At 72.9% G+C, this 23643-nt stretch carries 22 protein-coding genes; 7 read left to right on the forward strand and 15 right to left on the reverse strand.

Translation table 11 applies throughout. From position 1 onward, the window contains the following. Nucleotides 1-157: 157 nt before the first annotated feature. From ACU436_RS12925 to ACU436_RS12940, 4 genes are all read right to left on the reverse strand, one after another. Nucleotides 158-1597, reverse strand: coding sequence for a GH1 family beta-glucosidase (locus tag ACU436_RS12925; protein ID WP_459024868.1), 1440 nt, complete (start codon nucleotides 1595-1597; stop codon nucleotides 158-160). Further along, the gene (locus ACU436_RS12930) at nucleotides 1594-2571 is read right to left on the reverse strand and encodes a pseudouridine synthase (protein WP_459025694.1); all 978 of its coding nucleotides are present in this window, start codon (nucleotides 2569-2571) and stop codon (nucleotides 1594-1596) included. Before ACU436_RS12930 ends, ACU436_RS12925 begins: the two co-directional genes overlap by 4 nt. A 4-nt stretch (nucleotides 2572-2575) precedes the next feature. After that, the gene (locus tag ACU436_RS12935) at nucleotides 2576-3550 is read right to left on the reverse strand and encodes a helix-turn-helix domain-containing protein (RefSeq protein ID WP_459024870.1); all 975 of its coding nucleotides are present in this window, start codon (nucleotides 3548-3550) and stop codon (nucleotides 2576-2578) included. Nucleotides 3551-3619: 69 nt separating this feature from the next. After that, nucleotides 3620-3832: a DUF397 domain-containing protein gene (locus ACU436_RS12940; RefSeq protein ID WP_459024872.1), complete on the reverse strand. Its 213-nt coding sequence runs from the start codon at nucleotides 3830-3832 to the stop codon at nucleotides 3620-3622. A 122-nt stretch (nucleotides 3833-3954) separates the two neighbouring features. Here ACU436_RS12940 and ACU436_RS12945 point away from each other — a divergent pair, with 122 nt between their 5' ends. Next, entirely contained in the window at nucleotides 3955-4335 is a 381-nt protein-coding gene (locus tag ACU436_RS12945; RefSeq protein WP_459024874.1) for a hypothetical protein, read from the forward strand. Nucleotides 4336-4792: 457 nt separating this feature from the next. Here ACU436_RS12945 and ACU436_RS12950 read toward each other — a convergent pair whose 3' ends face one another. Then, entirely contained in the window at nucleotides 4793-5377 is a 585-nt protein-coding gene (locus ACU436_RS12950; RefSeq protein ID WP_459024876.1) for a TetR/AcrR family transcriptional regulator, read from the reverse strand. Between the two features lie 95 nt (nucleotides 5378-5472). Between ACU436_RS12950 and ACU436_RS12955 the strand changes: the two genes are divergently transcribed. After that, a complete protein-coding gene (locus ACU436_RS12955; protein ID WP_459024878.1) occupies nucleotides 5473-6171 on the forward strand; it encodes an NADPH-dependent F420 reductase in 699 nt (232 codons plus the stop codon). Between the two features lie 40 nt (nucleotides 6172-6211). On the opposite strand, the gene ACU436_RS12960 is transcribed toward ACU436_RS12955, so the two are convergent. Beyond that, nucleotides 6212-7792 (reverse strand): AMP-binding protein, encoded by a 1581-nt coding sequence (locus ACU436_RS12960; RefSeq protein ID WP_459024880.1) that lies wholly within the window; start codon nucleotides 7790-7792, stop codon nucleotides 6212-6214. Between the two features lie 87 nt (nucleotides 7793-7879). On the opposite strand from ACU436_RS12960, the gene ACU436_RS12965 reads away from it, so the two are divergent. Continuing rightward, a complete protein-coding gene (locus tag ACU436_RS12965; protein ID WP_459024882.1) occupies nucleotides 7880-8728 on the forward strand; it encodes a PaaX family transcriptional regulator in 849 nt (282 codons plus the stop codon). A gap of 26 nt (nucleotides 8729-8754) precedes the next feature. On the opposite strand, the gene ACU436_RS12970 is transcribed toward ACU436_RS12965, so the two are convergent. Further along, nucleotides 8755-9996, reverse strand: a complete 1242-nt coding sequence (locus ACU436_RS12970) for an NAD(P)/FAD-dependent oxidoreductase (protein WP_459024884.1) — start codon at nucleotides 9994-9996, stop codon at nucleotides 8755-8757. 90 nt (nucleotides 9997-10086) lie between these two features. On the opposite strand from ACU436_RS12970, the gene ACU436_RS12975 reads away from it, so the two are divergent. From ACU436_RS12975 to ACU436_RS12990, 4 genes are all read left to right on the forward strand, one after another. Continuing rightward, nucleotides 10087-10707 (forward strand): TMEM175 family protein, encoded by a 621-nt coding sequence (locus ACU436_RS12975; RefSeq protein WP_459024886.1) that lies wholly within the window; start codon nucleotides 10087-10089, stop codon nucleotides 10705-10707. 375 nt (nucleotides 10708-11082) lie between these two features. Then, nucleotides 11083-11253, forward strand: a complete 171-nt coding sequence (locus tag ACU436_RS12980; RefSeq protein ID WP_459024888.1) for a hypothetical protein — start codon at nucleotides 11083-11085, stop codon at nucleotides 11251-11253. Nucleotides 11254-11281: 28 nt separating this feature from the next. Beyond that, nucleotides 11282-12190, forward strand: a complete 909-nt coding sequence (locus ACU436_RS12985; RefSeq protein WP_459024890.1) for a hypothetical protein — start codon at nucleotides 11282-11284, stop codon at nucleotides 12188-12190. After that, nucleotides 12187-13329, forward strand: a complete 1143-nt coding sequence (locus tag ACU436_RS12990; protein WP_459024892.1) for an alpha/beta hydrolase-fold protein — start codon at nucleotides 12187-12189, stop codon at nucleotides 13327-13329. The genes ACU436_RS12985 and ACU436_RS12990 overlap by 4 nt, the downstream gene beginning before the upstream one ends. A gap of 36 nt (nucleotides 13330-13365) precedes the next feature. Here the strand turns inward: ACU436_RS12990 and ACU436_RS12995 are convergent, their stop codons facing one another. The 8 genes from ACU436_RS12995 to araB form a co-directional block, all read right to left on the reverse strand. Beyond that, a complete protein-coding gene (locus ACU436_RS12995; RefSeq protein ID WP_459024894.1) occupies nucleotides 13366-14841 on the reverse strand; it encodes a glutamate--cysteine ligase in 1476 nt (491 codons plus the stop codon). A 98-nt stretch (nucleotides 14842-14939) separates the two neighbouring features. Further along, nucleotides 14940-15797: a sugar phosphate nucleotidyltransferase gene (locus tag ACU436_RS13000; protein WP_459024896.1), complete on the reverse strand. Its 858-nt coding sequence runs from the start codon at nucleotides 15795-15797 to the stop codon at nucleotides 14940-14942. A gap of 55 nt (nucleotides 15798-15852) precedes the next feature. Continuing rightward, nucleotides 15853-16779, reverse strand: a complete 927-nt coding sequence (locus tag ACU436_RS13005) for a DMT family transporter (protein WP_459024898.1) — start codon at nucleotides 16777-16779, stop codon at nucleotides 15853-15855. An 86-nt stretch (nucleotides 16780-16865) separates the two neighbouring features. Next, entirely contained in the window at nucleotides 16866-18626 is a 1761-nt protein-coding gene (locus ACU436_RS13010; protein WP_459024900.1) for a serine/threonine-protein kinase, read from the reverse strand. Nucleotides 18627-18719: 93 nt separating this feature from the next. Continuing rightward, complete coding sequence (locus ACU436_RS13015) at nucleotides 18720-19709, reverse strand: aldose epimerase family protein (protein WP_459024902.1); 990 nt, start codon at nucleotides 19707-19709, stop codon at nucleotides 18720-18722. Between the two features lie 25 nt (nucleotides 19710-19734). Next, nucleotides 19735-21222, reverse strand: a complete 1488-nt coding sequence (gene araA, locus ACU436_RS13020; RefSeq protein WP_459024904.1) for an L-arabinose isomerase — start codon at nucleotides 21220-21222, stop codon at nucleotides 19735-19737. Further along, nucleotides 21219-21908, reverse strand: a complete 690-nt coding sequence (locus ACU436_RS13025) for an L-ribulose-5-phosphate 4-epimerase (protein ID WP_459024906.1) — start codon at nucleotides 21906-21908, stop codon at nucleotides 21219-21221. The genes araA and ACU436_RS13025 overlap by 4 nt, the downstream gene beginning before the upstream one ends. Then, a complete protein-coding gene (gene araB, locus ACU436_RS13030) occupies nucleotides 21905-23581 on the reverse strand; it encodes a ribulokinase (RefSeq protein ID WP_459024908.1) in 1677 nt (558 codons plus the stop codon). The genes ACU436_RS13025 and araB overlap by 4 nt, the downstream gene beginning before the upstream one ends. Between the last annotated feature and the right edge of the window lie 62 nt (nucleotides 23582-23643).

The raw sequence follows: 23643 nt of genomic DNA on the forward strand, positions 1-23643 counted from the left end.
CGACCTCCGTTTCTCGTGGGTGGTGCCGGCCGGGTAACCGGCGACAAGACTACCCCGGTCGCTGTAGCGGCCGGGGTGGTCCTGCCGTGTAGTCGTTCTCAGAGCGCCCGATGTTTCGCACCCTCGGACTTTCGCTCCACTTTCGTTCCGGACGGCGCTAGGGAAGCGCGTTGCGCCGGATCACCTCGGCGAAGAACCGGGCGCTGTCCTTCGGGGTGCGGACCTGCGTGTCGTAGTCGACGTGGACGATCCCGAAGCGCTTGGCGTAGCCCCACGCCCACTCGAAGTTGTCCAGCAGGGACCACACGTAGTACCCGCTGACCGGCGCACCCACCTCGATCGCCGCGTGCACGGCGGCCAGGTGGTCGCGCAGGTACTCGACCCGGTCGGCGTCGACGACCCGGCCGTCGGGTCCGACCACGTCCGGGAACGCGGCGCCGTTCTCCGTGACCAGCAGCTCCAGGCCGGGGGCCTCCCGGGCGACGCGGAGGAGCAGTTCCGTGAGCCCACGCGGATCGATGCTCCACCCCATGTCGGTGGTGGGCCCGGGCTGGATCGGGAACTCGACGTCGTCACATGCGATCCACGGGGTGGCGGAGCCGTCGCCGTGGCCGTCGGCGTTCTCCTTCGGACGTTCCCGCGTCCAGTGCCGCACGTGTGTGGGGGTGTAGTAGTTGACGCCGACCGCGTCGATCCGGGACGAGATGACGTCGAGGTCGCCGTCCCGCACGAACGACCAGTCCGTCACCCCCGCCGTGTCGGCCTGGACGTCCGCCGGATAGCGGCCGTGCAGCACCGGGTCGAGGAACACCCGATTCTGCAGGCCGTCGACGCGCCGGGCCGCATCGACGTCCAGGGGCGCGTCGGGCTGCTCGGGCCGCACCCAGGCGAGGTTCAGCGTGATCGCCACCCGGGTGGTGGGCGCCGCGCGGCGGATCGCCTCCGTCGCCAGCCCGTGGGCCAGGTTGAGGTGGTGGACGGCGGCGAGCGCGGCCGCGGGGTCGGTGCGGCCGGGAGCGTGCACCCCGCTGGCGTGGCCGAGGTAGGCGCTGCACCACGGCTCGTTCAGCGTGATGAAGAGCGGCACGCGGTCTCCCAGCGCCGCGGCCACCACCTGCGCGTATTCGCCGAACCGCTCCGCGGTGCGCCGCGCCGTCCAGCCGCCGGCGTCCTCGAGCGCCTGCGGGAGGTCCCAGTGGTAGAGCGTGATCGACGGGCTGATCCCGTGCGCGAGCAGCTCGTCCACCAGGCCGGAGTAGAAGCCGATGCCCTCGGGGTTGACGGGGCCGAGCTCGTCGGGGGTGACCTGCGGGGTGATCCGGGGCCACGACACGGAGAACCGGTACGAGGTGAGCCCCAGCCGGGCCATCAGGGCGACGTCGTCGCGGAAGCGGTGGTAGTGGTCGACGGCGACGTCCCCGGTGTCGCCGCGGGCGACGCGCCCCGGCGTGTGGGAGAACGTGTCCCAGATCGACGGGGTGCGCCCGCCCTCCGCGACGGCCCCCTCGATCTGGTAGGCGGCGGTGGCGGAGCCCCACAGGAACCCCTGCGGGAAGCGGATGGCGCCGGTCTCCGTGCTGGGCTGGGTCGTGGTCACGTCAGTCCTTCTGTTCTCGGTGATGCCCACTCCTCGTACGACGTCCACGCCCGCAGCTCGAGGCGGGTGGTGAACCGGCGCAGCGCTCCGCTGAACGGGTCGCGGAACTCCAGGGTGGAGGCCAGCAGCTGCAGGGGACGGCTGAAGTCGTCGAGCGGCTTCTCGGTCAGCTCGGGGAAGAAGTCGTCGCCGAGGATGGGGACGCCGAGCCCGTTCATGTGCACCCGGAGCTGGTGGGTGCGTCCGGTCTCGGGCACGAGCCGGTAGCGGGCGAGCTCCCCGCCCGTCTCGTCGTTGCGGTGCGCCAGCAGCTCGACGTGCGTGACGGCGTTGACCGGGCCGGGCTCCTCGTACGCGCGGATCACGCCGCGGTCCTTGACGATGCGGCTCTGCACGGTGCGGGGCAGGGCGAGCGCCGGGTCGTACCTGGCGACGGCCTCGTAGGTCTTGCCGACACGGCGGTCGCGGAACAGCGTCTGGTAGGCGCCGCGTCGCTCCCGGTGCACCACGAGCATCAGCAGTCCCGCGGTGGGCCGGTCCAGCCGGTGGGCGGGCGAGAGCTCCGGGAGCTCCAGCTCCTGGCGCAGGCGCACCAGCGCGGTCTCGAGGATGTGGCTGCCACGCGGGATCGTGGCGAGGAAGTGCGGCTTGTCGACGACGACCAGGTGGTCATCGCGGTGCACCACCCCGATCTCGAACGGCACCGGCGCCTCGTCGGGGAGGTCCCGGTGGAACCAGAGGAACTCCTCCGGCACGAACGGCGCGTCGAGCGCGACCGGCCCGCGGCGATCGACGATGCGGTCCTCGCGGAGCATCGCGTCGATCCGCGCCGGGTCGACGCGCGGCAGCCGATCGACCAGGTGGTCGCGCATCGTGACCCAGCGCGGGCCGTCAGGGGATTCCGCCGGCGTCCGCAGCCGCACCGGGTCGAGCCCGTGCCGCTGCGGAAGCGGCGACGTCAACTTGCGTCTGATGACACTAGATCGTATCCGCGCGGATCCTGGTGAGGATCTCCTCTGTGCGGTCCGGCTGCTCCACCTGCGCGCACAGCCGGTCCATCACCGCGGCGTAGTGCTCCACGTCGGAGCGCTTGTCCAGGTAGAGCGCGCTGGTGAGCTGCTCCAGGTAGACGATGTCGGGCAGGTCCGGCTCGGCGAAACGAAGGATCGCGAACGGGCCGCCCGCCGCGGCGTGGCCACCGTAGGAGAACGGTGCCACCTGCAGCGAGATGTTGGGCAGCTCGTTCATCTCGATCAGGTGCGTGAGCTGGGCGCGGCTCTGCTCCGGACCCATCAACGAGCGCCGAAGGGCCGCCTCGTCGACCACCGCCCACAGGGTGGGCGCGTTGGGGCCGGTGAGCAGCTTCTGGCGCAGCATCCTCAGCTCGACGCGCCGCTCGACCTCCACGGGGTCGGTGTGGCCGAGCATCGTCACGGCACGGGCGTAGTCGCGGGTCTGCAACAGCCCGGGCACGAACTGGAGCTCGTAGTTCCGGATCACCGAGGAGGCCTGCTCGAGCCCGAGGTAGGTCTCGAACCAGCTCGGCAGCAGGTCGGAATACCGGTGCCACCAGCCGGGGGTGTTCGCCTGGCGGGCCAGGTCCAGGAACTGCGCCCGCTCGGCGGGGTCCCGCACCCCGTAACAGGTGAGCAGGTCGGCGACGTCCCGTTCCTTGAACCCGACCCGTCCCAGCTCGAGCCGGCTGATCTTCGCGGGCGAGGCGCGGATCGCCTCGCCCGCTCGCTCGCGCGTGATCCCGACGGCCTCACGCTTGCGTCGGAGCGCCCCGCCGAGCCCGATGCGGAGCACGGTGGGACCCGTCGGGGCTCCCTTCGGAGCGCGAACGGCGGCACGGTCGAGAGTGGACTGGTCCAGTGACCCGGACTCCGCGTCGTCGGGCACGACGATCATCAGGTTCCCCCGGGAGTGTGGCTTGGGTGCGTTCGCCTGCATGCGCACTGTAGTGAGCACATTCACTTTGCCGTGCATCGGCACGTACGGCAAGCGCGCGCAGATGCGCGTTCAGCAGGCCAGGTCGTCGAGCTCCCCACTTCTCGCGGCCAGTACGAAGGCCGCCACCGCGGCCCGGGTGCCGACGAGCACGGGGCCCGCCGGGAAGCGCGAGTTGCGCATTGCGACGTCCCCACCTGTGAGTACTGCCAGTTCGACACAGTTTCCACTGGGGTTGCTGGCCGTGCTCTTGCGCCACTGCACGGACTCGTAGTTCTCTGTCATGACGTGTTGCACGTGCAGATGCTCATGCACTGGCACTTGCGGATGCAAGTTAGGAGGGCCACGATCAGTGCGAGAAGCGCCACCCGGCCGGGTGGGCGCGGCAAGTGGAACGGGGGAGCGCCATGAGTTACTCCTGGGGGGCGAGCCACGGCTCGGCGCGAGCGGGCGGAGTCGCGTTCGATCGTGCAGGGGTCACGGTGCACGGCGCAGCCTCGACGCGCCACCCCGTCGAGGCTGCGGGCCCACTCCAGTCCGGCGACGACCCGGCCGACCTCGGCGACGCCATGCCGGAACAGCAGCGGGTTGCCGATGAGCTGGCGCCGATGGTCGAGGTATGGCAGCGGCTGCTCGCGCAGCACGTCCCCGACCGCGCCGGCCGCTGCCGCACCTGCACCAAGGGAGGCACCGGACTGCCCACCACCCCCTGGCCGTGCGTGATCCACGGGATCGCTGACATGGCCCGCCGCTCCTACGACGCACAGCGCAGCCGCGCGGCCTCCTAGGCCGCCCGGCGCAGGGCTCGCCCGCCCGCGCCCGGACCCCGCCCCGGCGGTCACCACACCCCGCCGGGTGCCGGGCGCCCCAGCGGGCGACCCCCCAGCCGCGGCCGCGGATCGTCAGCGCAGCCGGTCCGCGGTCGCATGCCCCACCCGATGGGGGAGACGTGCTCGCGGACGGCGCTCACCGTCATCGGGTGTCGCGCGTCCTCTGGGGGCCCAGCCCCCAGACCCCGGCCGGGGGCGCGCCCCCGGACCCCCGTCCGTCGTGGTCGGTCTCTCGGGTTGGCCGGCGAGTTTCGGGTTGGCCGTTTCGTCGGTCGACCCGGTGAGGGGTGTCGTTGGCCGGCTGTGCCGCGCCGCCGTCATCGTGATCAGCAGGATCGGGACATGGGCTGCACCCGTGCGGTTGATGTCCCTTCTCCGCTGATCACAGGTTCGGCTGCGGGCCCGCGCCCTGCTGTCAGACCGGCGTTCTGATGCCGTCCAGTGCCATGGTGAGCACCCGCTCGCGCTGGGCGTCGTCCGCGATGTTGGCGCCGCTGACGCCGTTGATCAGGTAGCGCACGTCCTCGAAGCTGACGTCGGCGCGTGCTCGTCCCGCGTCCTGAGCGCGTTCGAGCAGCGGGCGGCCGGTGCAGTGGATGCGGTCGATGCAGGCGGCGAACATCGGCGAGTCGAGGTTCAGAGCCTCGTAGATGGCCTTCTTGGTGTTCGCGTAACCGACGAACCGGCGCAGCCAGATCTCCAGTGCGTCCCACGGGTCGTGGTCGTTCAGGTCGTCGGCGACGCGGGCGAGGGCGTCGACCTCGTCGACGTAGACGGCTTCGAACAGGGTCTGGCGGGTCGGGAAATTGCGGTAGAGCGTGCCGATCCCGACCCCGGCGCGCCGCGCGATCTCCTCCAGCGAGCCGTTCACGCCGTCCGCGGCGAACACCTCACGGGCCGCGGCGAGGAGGGCCTCGAAATTGCGGCGGCTGCTGGCGCGCTGCGGCCCGCGCACCGCGACCGGTGAGTCGTTCCGGCCCTCGCGTTCGATGTCGGCCATCCCACGTCCCTTCGCGTGACCTGCTGTGTTGCTGCCGGAGGCACCCCTCCGCTAACGTGGAGGCACCCCTCCGCCGGAGGGGTGCCTCCACTGTAGTGGAGGAGCGAGAAGGGACCGGCCCGGAAATGAAGACAGTCGGGATCATCGGAAGCGGGCACATCGGGGGCACCGTCGCGCGGCTCGCCGTGGCGGCCGGTTACTCCGTGATCGTCAGCAACTCGCGCAGCCCACGGACACTGGACGACCTGGTGGCGGAGCTCGGCCCGAACGCCCGGGCCGCGACCCCCGCCGAGGCGGGCGACGGCGGCGACCTCGTCGTGGTCTCCGTGCCGCTGCGGGCCTACCCGGACGTTCCGGTCGACGCGCTCGCCGGCAAGACCGTCATCGACACGAACAACTACTACCCCGAGCGCGACGGCCGGTTCGCCGAGCTCGACGCGGCCTCGACCACCAGCAGCGAACTGCTGCAGAAGCACCTGCCGGCATCGCGCGTCGTCAAGGTGTTCAACAACATCTTCTTCGAGACGCTGCGCACCCTGCCCCGCCCCGGCGGGGCACCCGACCGCACGGCACTGCCGATCGCGGGCGACGACCCCGGCGCCAAGGCCGAGGTCACCGCATTCCTCGACGCCATCGGCTACGACGCAGTGGACGCCGGCCCGCTCGCCGAAGGCCGGCGCTGGCAGCCGGGAACCCCGGCATACGGCGTCTTCGCCGGGGCGACGATCCAGGACGCGGTACCGGGCGACGGCGCGAAGGTGCGCGAAGCCCTCGCTGCAGCAGGGACGCGATGAGCTCCTGCGGATGAACGGGTGAAGCGCAGGCGGTCCGGCGTCAGACTCTCTCCCCGCCGGCCGCCTGCTCCCGCAGCACGAAGCGTTGCAGCTTGCCCGTGCTCGTGCGGGGGAGCTCGGCCACGAACTGCACGACCCGCGGGTACTTGTAGGGCGCGATCGTCTGCTTCACGTGGTCCTGCAGCGCCGCCGCGTCGTGCGCGGCGCCCTCGCGGAGCACGACGTACGCGGTGACGAGCGCGCCACGCTCCTCGTCGGGCGTGGCCACCACCGCGCAGTCCACGACGTCCGCATGTCCCAGCAGCGCCTGCTCGACCTCCGGCCCCGAGATGTTGTAGCCGGACGAGACGATCATGTCGTCGCTGCGGGCGAGGTAGGTGAAGTAGCCGTCGGCATCGCGGACGTAGGTGTCACCGGTGAAGTTCCAGCCGTGGCGCACGTAGTTGCCCTGCCGGTCGCCGTCCAGGTAGCGGCAGCCTGTGGGCCCCTTCACGGCGAGGTGGCCCGGTGTGCCGTCCGGCACCGGCCGGCCGTCGTCGTCGAGCACGGCGGCTCGGTAGCCGGGCACGGCGCGGCCGGTGGTGCCGACCCGGATGTCGTCGTCGGCGGCGGAGATGAACACGTGGAGCATCTCGGTGGAGCCGATGCCGTCGATGATCCGCAGACCGGTGGCGTCGTGCATCGCGTGCCACACGCTCGCGGGCAGCGTCTCGCCCGCGGAGACCAGCCGGCGCATGCCGGCCAGGCGGTCCGCCTTCCCGGCCGCGAGGATCGCCCGGTACGCGGTGGGCGCGGTGAAGAGCACGGTGGCGCCGTGCTCGGCCGCGGCGTCGGCGAGCTGGGGCGGCGTCACCCGGTCCAGCAGCAGCATGCACGCGCCGGCGCGGAGCGGGAAGACGACCAGCCCACCGAGCCCGAACGTGAACGCGATCGGCGGTGTGCCGGTGACCACGTCGGACGGCTCGATCTTGATCACGTGCCGGGAGAAGGTGTCGGCGATCGCGAGCACGTCGCGGTGGAAGTGCATCGTGGCCTTCGGGCGGCCGGTGGTGCCGGAGGTGAACGCCAGGAGCGCCACGTCGTCGGTGGCCGTCTCCACCGGGGTGAAGCCGCCGTCGTGGCCTTCGACCATGCTGGTGAGCCCGCCGGCGTCCCCGTACGTGACGGTGTGCAGATCCGGCGGCACGTCGTCGACGAAGCCGTGGTGGACGAGCGCGAGCGACGGGCGCGCGAGCTCGCAGATCGTGTCGAGCTCGGTGCGCCGCAGCATGGGCATGGTGGCCACCGCGACCCCGCCGGCCAGCAGCACGCCGAGCCAGCAGGCCACCTGCCACGGTTCGTTCGGTCCGCGCAGGAGCACCCGGTTGCCCGGCACGAGGCCGAGGTCCTCGGTGAGCACGGCGGCCACCTGGGCGGCGCGGTGGCGCAGGTCCCCGTAGGTCCACGCGATGCCGGACCCCAGCAGGCACGGGCGCTCGCCGGGCGGTCCTGCGAGCAGCTCGCGCGCGGCGTTGAGCTGTTCCGGGTAGTGCAGCTCCGGCAGTTCGAACTCGAGCTCGGGCCACTGGTCCCGTGGCGGCAGGTGATCGCGGCAGAACGGGTCCGTGTGGGCGCTGGCCATGGCGGAACCTCCCGCGTCGAGTATGGCGCTTTGCTGACGAGAGTCAACACTGCGCAATGTAGCGCCCCGCGGGGGTATGGTGCTCGCGTGACCGCCGTCACGAACACCGCAGCTGCGAACACCGCTCAACCGCGGCAGCTGATCGTCTCGCTCTACGGGCTCTACGCCCGGGCGGACGGCGGCTGGCTGTCGGTGGCGGCCCTGGTGCGGCTACTCGGCGGGCTCGGGGTGGAGGAACCCGCGGTCCGCTCGTCGATCTCCCGGCTCAAGCGCCGCGGGCTGCTCGCCGCCGAGCGCAGGGCGGGCAGTGCCGGGTACGCGCTCACCCCGGCCGCGCGGCAGATCCTCGACGACGGCGACGCGCGGATCTTCGGCCGGCGGCGCGCCGTCGCGGCGGACGGCTGGGTGCTGGTGGTGTTCTCCGTGCCCGAGTCCGAGCGCGGCCAGCGCCACCTGCTGCGCAGCCGGCTGGCCCGGCTCGGGTTCGGCACGGTGGCGCCCGGCGTGTGGATCGCGCCGGGGCACGTCGCGGGCGAGGCGGCGGACGCGCTGGGCCGGCTCGGCCTGGACGGCTACGTGCAGCTCTTCCGATGTGACCATCGCGGTCCTGAACTCGGGGACCGGCCCGCCCAGGTGCGCGAGTGGTGGGACCTCGACGCCCTGTGCGCCCGGTACGCGGCGTTCCTCGACCGGCACGGCCCCGTGCGGGCGCGCTGGGCGCGGCGGCGCCGGCCCGACCCGGAGCGAGCCTTCGCCGACTACGTCGCGCTGGTCACCGACTGGCGGGAGCTGCCGTACGCCGACCCCGGCCTCCCGCTCGCGGTGCTCCCGCCGGGGTGGAACGGGGTGGCGGCCGCCGAGCTCTTCGCGGGCCTCGGGGACCGGCTGTCCGAGCAGGCGCAGGTGCATGCCCGCTCGCTGATCGCCGGGGCATGAGGTGTGCGCGCTGCTGCAAGCCGGTGTCAGAGCTCCGCCAGGGGCACCTTCGGGTCGGCCAACCGGGCCGGGTCGACCTGCGCGCCGGAGCGGACGACCCGCTCGATGTCCTCGGCCACGTCCCAGACGTTGACGTTCATCCCGGCGAGCACGCGGCCGTCGGCGAGCCAGAAGGCGATGAACTCGCGGGCTGCGACGTCCCCGCGGAACACGACCCGGTCATAGCCGCCGGGTTCGACGTGGCCGGAGTACTCCATGCCGAGGTCGTACTGGTCGGTGAAGAAGTACGGCACGGGGTCGTACACGACGTCCTGGCCGACCATCGAGCGGGCGGCGGCGGGGCCGCCGTTCAGGGCGTTGGACCAGTGCTCGACCCGCACCCGGCGGTGCAGCAGCGGGTTCTCGGCGTTGGCCACGTCGCCCGCGGCGTAGACGTCCGGGTCGGACGTGCGGAGCGCCGCGTCGACGAGCACCCCGTTGTCGACCGCGAGGCCCGCGGCCTGCGCCGGCTCGACCGCCGGGGTGATGCCGACGCCGACGACGACCGAGTCCGCGGGCACCGACGTGCCGTCGTCGAGCGTCACCGACGCGACCCGGCCGCCGGACCCGACGATCTCGCGGACGCCGGTACCCAGGCGCAGGTCCACCCCGTGCTCGGCGTGCAGGTCGGCGAACACCTGCGCGACCTCGTCACCGAGTACCTGGCGCAGCGGCAGCGTGTCGATCTCGACGAGCGTGACGGCGGCGCCGTGCGTCCGGGCCGCGGCCGCGACCTCCAGGCCGATCCAGCCGCCGCCGACGACGACCACGCGGGCGCCGTCCACGAGCGCGTCCCGCAGCGCGTCGGAGTGCTCGATGCGGCGCAGGTAGTGGACGCCGTCCAGGTCGGCGCCGGGCACCGGCAGCGTGCGGACCACGGAACCCGTGGTGAGCAGCAGCTTGTCGTATCCCAGCTGCTCGCCCGTCGAGAGCGTGACGGTGTGGGCGTCCGGGTCGAGTGACTCGGCCCGGACCCCGGTGCGCAGCTCGATGTTCTGCTCCTCGTACCAGGAGCGCTCGTGCACGAACGCCGTGCCGCGCTCGTCGCTGCCCAGCAGGTAGCCCTTCGACAGGGGCGGTCGCTCGTACGGGGGTTCGGGCTCCTCGCCGACGAGGACCACGCGCCCCGTGAACCCCTCCTGGCGCAACGTCTCCGCCGCCTTCGCGCCGGCGAGGCTCGCGCCGACGATGACGAAGGTCCGGCTGTCCTGGGCGGTCGATCCGGTCATGGCTCACCTGCCGTACCTCGGGTGCCGAGCCGTCCCATTCGAGCACGCGGATCTGCCCGCTGCCACTGGTGTGACGGCTAGGTTGATCCGGTGGCCGAGCCCTACGGCGCCGAGCGCCTGGTGTTCTTCACCGATGCCGTGGTCGCGATCGCGATCACGCTGCTGGTGCTGCCGTTGGTCGACGCCGTCGGCGAGGCGGTCGCCGCACGGCAGAGCTCGGTGGAGGTGGTCACCGAGAACCTCGACCAGATCTTCAGCTTCCTGCTCAGCTTCGTCGTGATCGCGCGGCTGTGGACCGCCCACCACCGCCTGTTCGCCGGGGTCGCCACCGCGAGCGGCCGCGTCGTCACGGTGAACATGCTGTGGGTGCTCACGATCGTGGCGCTCCCGTTCCCGACGGAGATGGTCGGCGGCTACGGCGAGGACCGGTTCGCCGTCGGGCTCTACATCGGCACGATCCTGGCGAGCAGCGCCTGCCTCACCGCGCTCGCCGTGGCGGTCCAGAACCGGCTCGTCGGCGGCGCCGGAACCATGACGGTCATGCTCGCGGTCGCGTTCCTCGTGGCGGCGCTCGTCCCCGGCGTCGGGTACTCGGCCCTGCTGCTGCTGTTCCTGGCCCCGGTGCTGGACCGGCTGTGGCGGCGGTGGCGTCCGGGCGACTGGAACGGGCCCCGCGAACGCTCCGATCCCGGCTACGATCCCGAAGGATGAGGCGGCGCGGCATCGACCTGTGGTCGCCCGCGATCGGATCTTCCGGGTGGTGTCGTGGACGCCGACGTGCGGCGGCCGGCTTCACACACCCCGGACCGGCTTCACAAAGCCGGCCGTATGTGAAGCCACCACTGGATGTGTGAAGTGGGCCGCGGCCCGGCGGCACGTGCTCGGCGGGCACGGTGGTGATCACCCCGAGCCGGACGTCGGGGATCTGCGCCGCGAACCGGACGGTGGCAGGCATGAGGAACGGTGCGACGAAGGCAGCGACCGCCATCCCCCGGAAGCTAGCCTTCCTGGGGTGAACGTGGTCTGCGACCCGACCGGGACGGGCACATCAGCGGCTACTCGGGCGTCGACGAGGCCCAGGGGCGGGTGGGGGAGTGGGTGATCGACGCGCACCTGCCGCCATCCGGCACCGCGACGCAACCGGTCGAGGCGGGCTACTGGGCCAACGCCTACGTGCGGATGCGCCACCCCGACTACGACGTCCTGCGCGGGATGCTCGACGACGTGGGCCGGACCGTTCACGTGCACGCACATTGACGGAGCTCGCGAGGTCATCATCGGCGCTGTGAAGATCGTTGTCCTGGGTCCGCAACGGCGGCCGACGCTGGACTTCGTGGTGCGCACCCTGGACCTGGCGGGGCCGGTCGCCACCGTGACCGCGGGCTGGCGGGAGCGCGAACCCGACGACGCGGAGCTCGACGGGCTGCTCGGGGGACGCAGCGTGAACCTCGGCCTGTACACCCGCTGGCAGGACGTCCTGGCGAAGGACCCGGAGTACGCGGCGGCCGAGCTGGAGCACCGGGCCGCACTGCGCGAGCTGCAGGAGCTGTACCTCGTGCAGCTCGACGGCACGCTGCGCGCCCTGCGGGAGGTGGGCCACTACGGCGGCAGCCGGGCCGAGATCCGCGACGCGGCACGGGCCGACATGGAGGCCGCCGTCCGGGTCGTCGACGAGCGGCACCTCGCCCGCGTCCGGTACGCGCGGGACGCGTTCGTGGCGCGGTGGCGGCCGGGGGAGCGGCAGGCGGCCGCCGGGCACCGCGTCGACGTGGGCCGGGTGCTGGACGCGGCGGCCGCGCTCGTCGTCGCGGGCGGGCACGTGGGGGCCGTGCTGCACGTGCTGCGCCTGTTCGGGGTGAGCGCCGCGCCCGTCGTGATCGCGTGGTCGGCGGGCGCGATGGCGCTGACCGAGCGGGTCCTGCTGTTCCACGACCGGATCCCGCACGGCCCGGCGCACCCCGAGTTCCTCGATGCCGGCCTCGGGTGGGTCCCCGGTTGCGTCCTGCTCCCGCACGCGCGCAGGCGGCTGCGCACCGACGACCCGGCGCGGATGTCCGAGCTGGCGGGCCGGGCCGGGCCGGCGCGGTGCGTCGTGCTCGACGACGGCGTGCGCCTGGACCTCGACGAGAGCCGGGTGCTGCCGCCCGGCGCCCGGGTGATCGGGCCGGACGGCCGGATCGGGGACCTGGCATGACGCGCCTCGCGATCAACCGGCTCAAGGAGCGCAGGCCCGACGCCGCGGCGGTCGACCGGTTCCTGGCCCGGCACGAGGTGCCGATCGTCGAGGGGGACCGGTGCACGTTCCTCTGGCGCGGCGAGGCCGACGAGGTCTTCCTCGTGCAGCGGATCGTGGGGCTGCCGGAACGGCTGGCGCTGCGCAGGCTGTGGGGCAGCGACCTGTGGTACCTGGTGCTGGAACTTCCCGCGGGGTCGCGGATCAACTACCAGGTCGAGGTCCGCCGCGGCGAGCACGTCGAGCGGGGCAACGACCCGCTCAACCCGAAGCTGTCCTACAGCCCGGTGGGTACGTCGTCGGTGTGCTTCGCGCACGGCTACGTCACGCCCGACTGGACCGAGCCCGACCCCGACGCCCGGCCCGGCGAGCTGACTGAGCTGGTGGTGCCGAGCCGCGCGCTGCGCCGCGACAGCGGGGTCACGCTGTACCTGCCGGCGCGGTTCCGGCGGACGGCCGCGTACCCGCTGCTGGTCGTGCACGACGGCGGCGACTTCCTGCAGTACGCCGCGGCGAAGACCGTGCTGGACAACCTGATCCACCGGCTCGACGTCGCCGAGACCGTCGTCGCCTTCGTCCACCCGCAGGACCGCCTCGCCGAGTACGCGGACTCGGCGGCGCACGCCCGGTTCCTCACCCGGGAGCTGGTGCCGCGGCTGGAGGCGGAGCTGCCGCTCGTCGGCCAGAGCTCCGGCCGCTGCCTGCTCGGCTCCAGCTTCGGCGCGGTCGCCTCGCTCTCGGCGGCGTACCGGGCCCCCGACGTCTACGGCTCGCTGGTGCTGATGTCCGGCTCGTTCGTCTTCACCGACATCGGCGGGGCCGACCACGGCGGCGGCCCCGCCCTCGACCCGGTGGTGCGGTTCGTGAACCGCTTCCGGCAACGCCCCCGGCGGGTGGCCGATCGCCTCTTCGTCAGCTGCGGGGTGTACGAGCCGCTGATCACCTACAACCGGTCGGTCGTGCACACCTTCGAGTCCACCGGCATGGCCGTGCGCTTCGTCGAGACGCGCGACGGCCACAACTGGGAGAACTGGCGCGACCGCCTCCGCGACGCGCTGTCGTGGGTCTACCCCGGCCCCCAGAAGCTCGTCTACGAATGACCCGTGCGAGCGAGCCATGAACACAGCGTGGGCCACTCACGAGGAGGCAGCCCGCTCCCAGGTGTGCACGGGCTCGTTGCCGTGCATGTTCTCGACGTAGCGCCGCAGCATCTCGTGCAGCGCCGCGACCCGGTCCCCGCCGAGCGCCCGCACGGTGTCGACCTGCCACGTTGCGCCGTTCGCGCCGGTGACGCAGCGGGCCTCGGCGATACCGAGCAGCCGGTCCCGCACGGCCGGGTCGACGCCCCACGCGTCCAGGCCCGCGTGTGCCAGCGGCAGCAGCCTGCGCAGCACGAGCTCGGCGGCGGACACCGGCCCGAGGCCCGGCCAGTAGAGCGTGGCGTCGAGGCCGTCGCGGGCGCCGCTGTGGAAGTTCTCCTCGGCGGCCGAGAACGACATCCGGGACCACACCGGCCGCTCGTCCTCGGCGAGGGTGCGCACGAGGCCGTAGTAGAAGGCCGCGTTGGCCATGGCGTCCACGACCGTCGGTCCGGCGGGCAGCACCCGGTTCTCCACGCGCAGGTGCGGCCGCCCGTCGACGACGGCGTAGATCGGCCGGTTCCAGCGGTAGACCGTGCCGTTGTGCAGGGAGAGCTCGTCGAGCGACGGCACCTCGCCGCGGCCGAGCTGCTCGATCGGGTCGGCGTCCTCGCAGATCGGTAGCAGCGCGGGGAAGTACCGCGTGTTCTCCTCGAACAGGTCGAACACCGAGGTGATCCAGCGCTCGCCGAACCACACCCGCGGCCGCACCCCCTGCTCCTTCAGCTCCTCGGGCCGCGTGTCGGTGGCCTGCTCGAACAGCGGGATCCGCGTCTCGCGCCACAGCTCGGTGCCGAACAGGTAGGGCGAGTTGGCGGCGAGCGCGAGCTGCACGCCGGCGATCGCCTGCGCCGCGTTCCAGTACTGGGCGAACTCGGCGGGGCTGACCTGCAGGTGCAGCTGGAAGCTCGTGCACGCCGACTCGGGCGTGATCGAGTCGGTGTAGGTGCTCAAGCGCTCGACACCCTGGATGGCGAGGGCCATGTCCTCGCCCCGCGCGGCGAAGATCTGGTCGTTGAGCAGGGCGTAGCGCGGGTTCGCGCTCATCGACTCGATGCTCACGTGGCGGGGCATGAGCGTCGGGAGGATCCCGATCATCACCAGTCGCGCGTCGCCGGCCCGGGCGCGCCCGTCGGCGGAGTTCAGGCTCGCCCGCACGGTCTCCTCGAACGAGACGAGCCCGGTGCCGCCGATCTCGCGCGGCGGGACGTTGATCTCGATGTTGAACTGGCCCATCTCGGTCTGGAAGGCCCGGTCGGCCACCAGGCTCAGCACCTTCTCGTTGACGTTCGCGGGCTCGCCGCGCTCGTCGACCAGGTTGAGCTCGATCTCCATCCCGGTGAGCGGCCGCTCGAAGTCGAACTGCGACTCCCGCAGCATCTGGGTCAGCGCGTCGAGGCACCGGCGGGTCTTGTCGCGGAACCTGCGGCGGTCCTCCCGGCTGAACTCCCTGTGCTCGACCTCGCGCCCCACCGGATGCCCCCTCCGTCGGACGTGCGGAAGCCCCCATCGTCGGTCCCCCGGGCGGCGGACGTCCACCACGAGCGGCCGGCAGCGTGGAGACGCGACAGCTAGCGCCCCACGGCGACCTCGGCCCGCAGCCGAGGCGGGAACAGCTCGGGTGCCACGAGCCCGTCGTCGTCGAGGTCCGGGCCGAGGTCTCGCTCCCAGACCATCCAGGGCCGGTCGCCCGCCCGGTAGGCCGCGTCGAGGGCGTGCCGCTCCTTCACCGTGTCGGCCGGCTGCCAGAACCCGCGGTGCCGGTAGGCCATCAACCGGCCCTCCTTCGCCAGCGGCCGGCACGCGTCCATGATCAGGTCCCCGTTCCGGGGCAGGTGGTCGAAGACCTCCGGGCGCAGCACGAAGTAGCCGCCGTTCTCCCACAGCGGCATCTCCTGCAGCGTCGTGATGCCCGCGACCCGGTCGTCCTCGCCCACGTCCACGCAGTGGAACGCCGACTGCGGCGGCACCGCCAGCAACGCGCCCACCGCGTCCGAGCGCCGGAACCTGTCCACCATCGAGTTCAGCGGCAGGTCGGTGAGCACATCGGCGTAGTTGGCCAGGAACATCTCCTCGCCCGCCACGTGCCGGCGCACCCGGCGCAACCGCTCCCCGATCGGCGAGTCGAGCCCGGTGTGGACGAAGGTGATCGTCCAGTCCGAGATGTCGCTGCCGAGCAGGTGCACGTCGCCGCCGCGCAGCACGAAGTCGTTGGACGCCGTCTCGGAGTAGGTGAGGAAGAAGTCCTTGATGTGGTGCGCCCCGTAGCCCAGGCACAGCACGAAGTCGGTGTGCCCGAAGTGCGCGTAGTAGCGCATCACGTGCCAGATCAGCGGGCGCGGGCCCACCGGGTGCATCGGCTTGGGCAGGTCGGACACGCCGTCCCGCATCCGCATCCCGAAACCACCGCAGAACAGCACGACCTTCATTCGATGAACCCCACACCCGTCGTCGAGACGGGGCCTCCCCCTGAAGCCCCCGTGATCACCCCATAGTGCCCGCAGATTCGATCGTGAGCATTGCTTCCTTCTTCCGGGCCGGCCGCGCCCGCACCCCGAGCACCAGTCCCGCGACGACCAGCGCCGTCCCGGCCCACACCCCGGCGCTCGGCACGGGGGCGCCGAGCAGCACGCCGACCGCGGCCGCGGCGACCGGCGCCACACCGGTCAGCAGGCCCGCCACCGCGGTGCCCAGCCGTCCGACCGCCGAGTACCAGAGGACGAACGCGATCGCGGTGAGGACGACGGCCAGGTACGCGATCGCGGCGAGGTGGGACACGCGCAGCGTCGCCGCCGCGGCGGGGCCCTCCGTGACGGCCGCGAGCACGACGAGCTGGGCCGTGGCGATCCAGCAGGTGTGCACCGAGACGCCCCACGGGCCGTGCCGGCGCAACACCGGCACCGCGAGGAGGGTGAACCCGACCTCGCACGCCAGCACCGTCGCCGCCCAGCCGAGCCCGGCGAGGTCGGTGCGCCCGCCGCTCTGCACCAGCACCGCGCCCGCCGTGACGACCACGGCGGCGAGTGCCGCGCCGCGCGCCGGTCGCCCGCCCTCCAGCAGCGGTCCCAGGAGCGCGAGCACCACCGGCACGCACGCCACCGCGACGCCGAGCGCCGCGGGCTCGGCGTGCTCGGAGCCGCGCACCAGCGCGACGTTGAACAGCACGAGCCCGGTCGCGGCCACTCCGGACAGCCACAGCCACTCGGCACCCCGGGGTGCCCGGACCGGTACCCGGGTGGCGCGGGCCAGGGCGAGGAGCAGGATCGAGGCCGCCGCGTAGCGGATCGCCTGGACGGTGAACAGCGGCGCGTCGGCCAGCACGCCGGACACGGCCACGCTGCCGCCCACGCTCGCCATGGCCACGGCTCCCATGGCGAGGGCGCCACCCCGCGTCCCGGTTCGGATCGTCATGCCTTCAGCCTGGGCGAGAATGGTTCTCCGAGGAGGTCCATTCGCCCGCCAGGCTGTAGGTCCAATCCGCGGCGCGGGCGCGGACCTTAGGACGCGGCGGGCAGGCGCTCGACCGCGGCCGTGGCGACCGTGACGCCCAGCGCGCACGGATCGGGGACCGGGAGCGGCTGGTCGACCTTCACGATCAGCAGTTCGTCCCCCGGTTTCCCGCCCGGCTCGGTGTAGGGCCGGTGCCGGATCGTGATGTCGCACCCGGCGCGGTCCTCGTCCGGCCGGGTGGCGGCATCGCGGCCGGCGATCTTCACCGGCTTGCCCGCCTCCGGTTTGATCCCCTCGTCGCGGTCGTAGGTGACCACGATGGACGCCCCGGTAGCGACGTTCTCCCAGTCGCAGTACCACCCGGCGAAACCCGGGTCGGGATCGACGGTCTCCAGGCCCGGCACCTTCGCGACGGTGGCCCGGTCGAGCAGCCCGCACGCGTCGACCATGGCCAGCGACCGGGTGTCGAACGGCGCCGAGCGCCGGGGCACCGGGCCGCGGGTGAGCACCGCGAGCGCGGCGTCGGTGGCGACATCGGCGACGGCGCACGGGTCGGGGGCCGGGCCCAGCAGGAGCTGACCGGAGATGCGGACGTCGCTGCCGTCGGTCAGCCGCAGCGTGCGGACGCACTCGCCGTTGACCGGTGCGCCACGCACGATCACCAGGCCGTCGCGCTCCTCGGGCACACCCTCCGGAGGCGCCTCGCTGGCCGCGGCCAGCTGCAGCCGCGCCACGGAGCGGTCCGGTCCGACCTCGATGTACACGTCGCAGCGCTCGAAGCCCCCGCCGTCGGTCTCCAGGATGGGCTTGCCGAACCGCTCGAACGTCTCGGGGCGCAGCAGCGAACACGGGTCGGCCGTGGCGGGCTCGCCGAGCGTCGGGGCGGGCCCCGTCGCGTTGACCGCCTGCGAGACCGCGCTCGGCCAGACGACCAGGCCGGCCGCTGCCGCCACCACGATCGCGGCGACCGCCGCGACCGAGACCCAGAGCCACCGCCGCCCACCGGTGCGCTCGCCGCGCCCGCCGGGCCCGGCACGGGCCACCTCGGCGAGCATCTGAGCGGCCTCCGCAGCCGCCGGCCGCTCGCGCGGCCTGCTCTCGAGCATGCGCATCAGCACGGGGCCGAGCGCCCCGGCCCGGCGCGGCGGCTCGACGACCCCCTTCATCGCCGCCGCGCGGCTCTGCCCGAGGTCGCCCTCCCCCCACGGGGACCGTGCCTCCACCGCCGCGTACAGCGTGGCCGCGAGCGAGAAGACGTCGGCCTGCGGGCCGGCCTCCAGGCCGTTCGCCACCTCGGGGGCCAGGAACTCCACCGCGCCCTTGCCGTCGGTGGCGGGGATCCCGAGGCCGGTGAGCGTGGCGTGGTCGCCCGCGCCGACGAGGACGTTCCGCGGCGTCACGGCCCGGTGCACGACGCCGCGTGAGTGCACGTAGGCGAGCGCCCCGGCCACCTGCGCGCCGATCCCGGCCGCCTGGTGCGGGGGCATCGGCCCGGTGACCGTGAGCTCGGTCAGGTTGGGGGCCCCCGCATACGTCATGACCAGCCACGGCTCGCCGTCGTGCTCCACCACCCGCTGCACCGAGACGATGTTCGGGTGGTCCAGCAGCGAGGCGATCCCGGCCTCCGCGCGCAGCCGTTCCCGGGCGCGCTCCCGCTCCGGGGGCGGCAGCTGGGACAGGCGAGCCCGTCTCAGCTCCACGGTGGCGTTCGACCCCTGTTCGGTGGCCCGCCACACCTCGCCGGTGCCGCCGGTGCCGATCTCGGCATCGAGGCGGTATCGCCCGGCGATCAGGTCACCACGCTCCACGGATCCCCCCACTGCCATTCGACCCGGCGCACGGTAGCGGACGCCGCGCCTGGTCACGCGCGCGCGTCCGCATCGGCCGTTGCGGCCATACCACTAACGGGTGCCGAACGTGAACACCATCCGGGAGCGGTACTCCTCGCCCGGGCGCAGGACGGTGGAGGGGTAGTCGGGGTGGTTCGGCGCGTCCGGGAAGCCCTGGGCCTCCAGGCAGAAGGCGTCGGTCTGGCGGGCCGTGCTGCCGTCGCGGAGCACCAGCGTGCCGTTCAGCATGTTGGCCGAGTAGAACTGCACGCCCGGCTGGTCGGTGCGCAGCTCCAGGGTGCGCCCGCTGCGGGGCTCCACCACCCGGGCGGCGGCCCGCAGCTCGCCGGCCGGGCCGTCGATCACGTAGTTGTGGTCGTGCCCGTGCACCGCGCGGAGCTGGGGATGGCCGTCGCGGATGCGGGCACCGAGGCGCGCCGGGGAGCGGAAGTCCAGGGGCGTGCCGTCCACCGGGATCGGCGGGCCGGTGGGCAGCGACTCGTCGTTCACCGGCAGGACACGGCCGGCGTGCAGCTGCACCTCGTGGTCCTCGGCGCTGCCGCCGCCTGCGAGGTTCCAGTAGGTGTGGTTCGTGAGGTTCACCACGGTCGGCTTGTCCGTGGTGGCGGTGTGCTCGATGGCGAGCTCCGGGCCGGTCACGGTGTAGGTGACGGCCGCGGCGAGCGTGCCGGGGAAGCCGTTGTCCCCGTCCGGGCTGGTGTGCCGGAGGGTCACGGACGAGCTCTGCGGACCGTCGGTCGACCACACGACCGACTCGAAGCCGCCCGGCCCGCCGTGCAGCACGTTCGCACCCTCGTTCGGCCGGATCCGATGCTCGACCCCGTCGAGCGTGAACCGGGCACCGGCGATCCGGTTGGCGTAGCGGCCCACGCAGGCGCCGAGGTAGCCGGGGGCGTCGCGGTAGGCGTCGAGGTCGGCGAGCGCGAGGGTGGTCTCGCCCCACGTGCCGTCGCGGTCCGGCGTGCGGACCGAGACGATCCGTGCGCCGTACGCGATCACGCCGACCTCGAGCGCGCTGCTGCGCAGCCACATCACGTTCATGTGCATTTTCTACAGGGCCTCGTTCCTACAGGCCCCCGGCCAGCCGGTAGTACGCCTGGTTCCACCGCAGCTCCTGCTGGAACCGGCGCACCCGCGTGTCGCCGTCGATCACGACGAGCTCGGTGCGGGCGAACTCGGCGAGGTCGGCGACCTCCTCCGTGGACAGGGCCGTGGAGAGCACGGTGTGGTGCGGGCCGCCTGCCATGATCCACGTCTCGGCGGAGGTGGCCAGGTCGGGCCGAGGCTCCCAGACCGCGCGCGCGACGGGCAGGTTCGGCAGCGGCTCGTCCGCCGGCACGACGTCGATCTCGTTGAGCACGAGCCGGAACCGGTCGCCCATGTCCGACATGCCGACCACGAAGCCCGCGCCGGGTTCGGTGTCGAAGACCATCCGGACCGGGTCCTCGCGGTTGCCGATGCCCAGCGGGTGGATCTCGATGCGCGGGGTGCCGGCCGCGATCGTCGGGCACACCTCGAGCATGTGCGCACCCAGGATCTTCGGGGTGCCCGGGCCGAGGTGGTAGGTGTAGTCCTCCATGAACGAGGTGCCGCCGGGCAGGCCCTCGGCCGCCACCTTGAGCGTGCGCAGGAGCGTGGCGGTCTTCCAGTCGCCCTCTCCGGCGAACCCGTAGCCCTCGGCCATCAGCCGCTGGACGGCCAGGCCGGGCAGCTGGCGCAGGGCACCCAGGTCCTCGAAGTTGCTGGTGAAGGCCTTCGCGCCCGTGCTCTCCAGCAGCGCGCGCAGGCCCAGCTCGATCCGGGCGCCGTAGCGCAGCGACTCGTGCCGCTCGCCGCCGCGGCGCAGCTCCGGGGCGACGTCGTAGCGCTCCTCGTATTCCGCGACCAGGCGGTCTGCCTCCGCGTCGAGGCTCGCGTGCACGGCGTCGGCCAGGTCGGTGACGGCGTAGCCGTTGACGGTGACGCCCCAGCGCCACTGCGCCTCGGTGCGGTCGCCCTCGGTGACTGCGACGTCCCGCATGGTGTCGCCGAAGCGGGCCAGCCGCAGCGTGCGCACCTCGGCCCAGCCGCGCGCCGCCCGCGTCCACGCCGCGATCTTGCGCTGCACGCCGGCTTCGGCCACGTGCCCGGCGACGATCTTGCGGACGACCCCGAGCCGGGCCTGGATGTACCCGAACTCCCGGTCGCCGTGGGCGGCCTGGTTCAGGTTCATGAAGTCCATGTCGATTTCTGCCCACGGCAGCGCCTGGTTGGCCTGCGTGTGCAGGTGCAGCATTGGCTTCCGCAGCGCGTCGAGGCCGTGGATCCACATCCGGGCCGGGGAGAACGTGTGCATCCACGCGATCACGCCGATGCAGTCCGGGTCGGCGTTGGCCGCCAGCATCGTGGCGTGGATGCCCTCGGAGTCGGTGAGCACCGGCTTCCAGGCGAGGTCGGCCGGCAGGGTCGCCCCGAGCTCCTTGGCGATCTCCTGCGACTGCTGGGCGACCTGCTGCAGCGTCTCCTCGCCGTAGAGCCCCTGGCTGCCGGTCAGGAACCAGACCTGCCCCATCATCGCCCCTTCTGCTGGCCGTAGACGTTCTGATAGCGGTCGTAGAGCGCGTCGACGTCGTCCTGCGGGATCGGGACGAGCGGGCCCATCTGGCGGGCGATGAACGTCGAGCGGGCGACGTCCTCGCACATCACGGCGGCCTTCACCGCCGCCTTGGCGTCCGGGCCGATCGAGAACACGCCGTGGTTGCGCATGATCACCGCGCGGGAGCGGTGGCCCGTGAGCGTGTCGACGATGCCGCGGCCGATCGCGTCGTCGCCGATGCGGGCGAACGGGCCGAGCGGGATCGGGCCGCCGAACTCGTCGGCCATCGCCGTGAGCACGCAGGGGATCGGCTCGCCGAGTGCCGCCCACGCGCTCGCGTAGCCGGAGTGGGTGTGCACGACGCCGCCCACCTCGGGCATGTGCCGGTAGACGTGCGCGTGCGCCTCGGTGTCGCTGGAGGGGGAGTGGTCGCCCTCGACGAGCTCGCCGGAAAGGTCGCAGACCACCATCCGGTCGGCGGACAGGTCGTCGTAGGACACGCCGCTCGGCTTGATCACCATCAGGTCGTGGCCCGGCACCCGCGCGGACACGTTGCCGGCCGTCCAGACCACAAGGCCGTAACGCACCAGCTCGGCGTGCAGTGCGGCGACGCGCTCGCGCAGCTCGTCCACGGCCGCCTTGGCGCCGTCGGGAACGGCACTCACCTCGTCACCGCCGCCCGACGGATCGCCCGCAACCGGTGCAGCACATCGTTTTCTCCTCGTCCGAAGTAGTCGTGCAGGCGGCGGTACTCGGCGTAGAGCGCGTCGTAGGCGCGGGCGCGCTCCGGGTCGGGTGTATAGGCGCCCCGGTGCGCGCCGCCCATCGCCGCGGCGGCGGAACGGACGTCCGGGTAGGCGCCGGCGGCGACGGCGGCGTGGATGGCGGCGCCGAGGGCGGGGCCCTGCTCGGACACGATCGTCGAGAGCGGCATGTTGCACACGTCGGCGTAGAGCTGCATGAGGAAGCGGTTCTTCAGCAGCCCGCCGGCCACCACCAGCTCCCGCACCGGTACACCGGACGCCTCGAAGGACCCGATGATGGTGCGGGTGCCGAAGGCGGTGGCCTCGAGGAGGGCGCGGTAGGTGTGCTCGGGCCGGGTGGCGAGCGTCTGCCCGACGATCACGCCGGAGAGCTCGTGGTCGACGAGCACCGATCGGTTGCCGGAGTGCCAGTCCAGCGCGACGAGCCCGTGCTCGCCGACCTCCTGCTCGGCGGCCAGCTCCGTGAGGAGGTCGTGCACGTCGATGCCCCGCTCGGTGGCCCGCCGGTGGTACTCCGGCGGCAGGGACGTCTCGACGAACCAGGCGAAGATGTCGCCGACACCGCTCTGGCCCGCCTCGTAGCCCCAGGTGCCGCGCAGGACGCCGCCGTCCACCACGCCGCACATGCCGGGCACCTCGGCGAGCTGCTCGCCGATCATCACGTGGCAGGTGGAGGTGCCCATGATCGCGACCAGGCGGCCGGGCTCGAGCGCGTTCGCGGCGGGCACGGTGGCGTGGGCGTCGAGGTTGCCGACCGCCACCGCGATGCCTTCCGGCAGCCCGGTCCAGGCCGCGGCCTCGGCGGTGAGGCCGCCCGCGCGGTCGCCGAGCTGGGCGATCGGGTGGTCCAGCTTGTCGTCGACGAACCCGGCGAAGCCGGGGTTCAGCGCGGCGAGGTACTCGCGGCCGGGGTGGTGCCCGTCCTGGTAGATGCCCTTGTAGCCGACGACGCAGGCGTTGCGGACGTACGTGCCGGACAGGCGCCAGATGATCCAGTCGGCGGCCTCGACCCAACGCTCGGTGCGCGCGTAGGTCTCGGGGTCCTCCTCCAGCAGCTGCAGCGCCTTGGCGAACTCCCACTCGCTCGAGATGCGGCCGCCGTAGCGCGCGAGCCAGGCCTCGCCGCGCTGCCGCGCCACCTCGTTGATCCGGTCGGCCTGGCCCTGCGCGGCGTGGTGCTTCCAGAGCTTCGGGTACGCGTGCGGGCGGTCGGCGTACTCGGGCAGCTCGCAGAGCGGGGTGCCGTCGGTGAGCGTGGGCAGGACCGTCGACGCGGTGAAGTCGGTGGCGACGCCGATCACGTCGCGCGGGTCGACGCCCGCCGCGGCCACGGCCTTCGGCACGGCGACCTTGAGGACCTCGATCCAGTCGCCCGGGATCTGCAGGGCCCAGTCCGGCGGCAGGGCCGCGCCGGTGGCCGGCAGCGTGTGGTCCACGACCCCGTGGGGGTAGGGGTGCACGGCGCTCGCCAGCTCGGCGCCGTCGGACACCCGGACGACGACCGCGCGCCCGGACAGCGTGCCGAAGTCGATGCCGACGGTGACGGCGCCCTGCGGGGCGTGCGGACTGGCCACGGTGCGATCTCCCGTCGGACGGCGTTGTTAGCGCTCACAATCGGGGGCGGGTGGGGGCCTTG

It is taken from the genome of Pseudonocardia wallangbongensis, from assembly GCF_054486945.1.